General features: G+C 33.5%; 1 protein-coding gene. It reads left to right on the top strand.

The window, feature by feature from the left end; translation table 11 throughout:
* Window positions 1-235: 235 nt before the first annotated feature.
* Window positions 236-1,024, top strand: coding sequence for an MAE_28990/MAE_18760 family HEPN-like nuclease (locus tag JMY00_RS13440; protein WP_201580529.1), 789 nt, complete (start codon window positions 236-238; stop codon window positions 1,022-1,024).
* The last annotated feature ends 153 nt before the right edge of the window (window positions 1,025-1,177 follow it).

Below are 1,177 nucleotides of genomic sequence, written 5' to 3'. Positions count from 1 at the left end.
GCTGAGTAGGTCGTCTTTTATATTTCTCTTTGCTTGGTTTAAAAGCATTGTACCTTTTCTATTTTGGACTGACTATAGTCGTAGCTTCATCTAAAATGGATCATGAAAGTAGCATAGATTTAGAAAAGTTTAGAGAGCTGTTTCATGACGAAGAGTACTTTAGAACTGTAGAAGGTAGTACAAATGATGCGTCTAAAGTTCATACTAGAATTGATAAGGCTATTGAGGCTCTTCTATGAGTCAAAATTATATCAATTTACTAATTAACGACTTAGAAAGGCGTTGGAATGAAATCACGATATTACTCGCATCAGCTGAAGATCATATAGAGACAGATATTGATTTACACGATGCTATCTGTAGGTCGGTAACTGTACTTATGGTCGCAAACTTAGAAGGGTTCTACAAAGAGCTTATCAAAAGCATAATTAATGATATAAATGACTATTATGATTTCGTTGATTTACCTGACGCAATTAAGAGAGGTTTCTGCTCAAACTTTCTAGATCAAAAATCTGGTCCTAATATACAAAATGAAATTACTAACAAATTAATTAAAAATTTTGATGTTCTGAATGCTGATTTGAATCACGAACCCTTTCTATTCGATAGAAATAACAACCCGAAACCTGATGTTATTGAAAAATTATTTAAAGGATTGGGCGTCAGAAAAGTTTTCAAAAGATTACAGTCTTCAAGGTACGAACAAGTGTTTCGCGAAGAGAATAGCTATTTAGAGAGAAAAATACCTGAATATATCACTGAAATAAGCAACCTTAGTAAAACTTTTCCTTATCAAAGTCATAATCCTTGTTTTTCCGAACAGACTAGTAGTGCGGGCAACAATAGAACATTTTGGGAAGAGTTTTTAGACGATCTGAACAGAAGTAGACACGCTATAGCTCATGGTAATGAGTATAGTAACGTCGAGTCGGTAAGAGGTTTATTACTAATCAAAAATAAAATCATTTTTCTTCAGATAGCTTTCATACATATATTAGTCGAAGAGTTCGGTATGAACTAAACTAGTTTATACAATGCAATAAGCCACCATTTTTATGGTGGCTTATTACATAATAAATGCTTTTGCGCGAGGGACGGAGACCATCCCAGATTCTGTGTAACTGCCATTTAGATTAAATGCTTACTGATACGGTCATCAAACATAATCATAAAA

The organism is Psychrobacter sp. Pi2-52 (assembly GCF_904846705.1).
Lineage (GTDB): Bacteria > Pseudomonadota > Gammaproteobacteria > Pseudomonadales > Moraxellaceae > Psychrobacter.
Note: the sequence above shows the minus strand (reverse complement) of the source record. Positions and strands in the feature narration are given on the sequence as shown.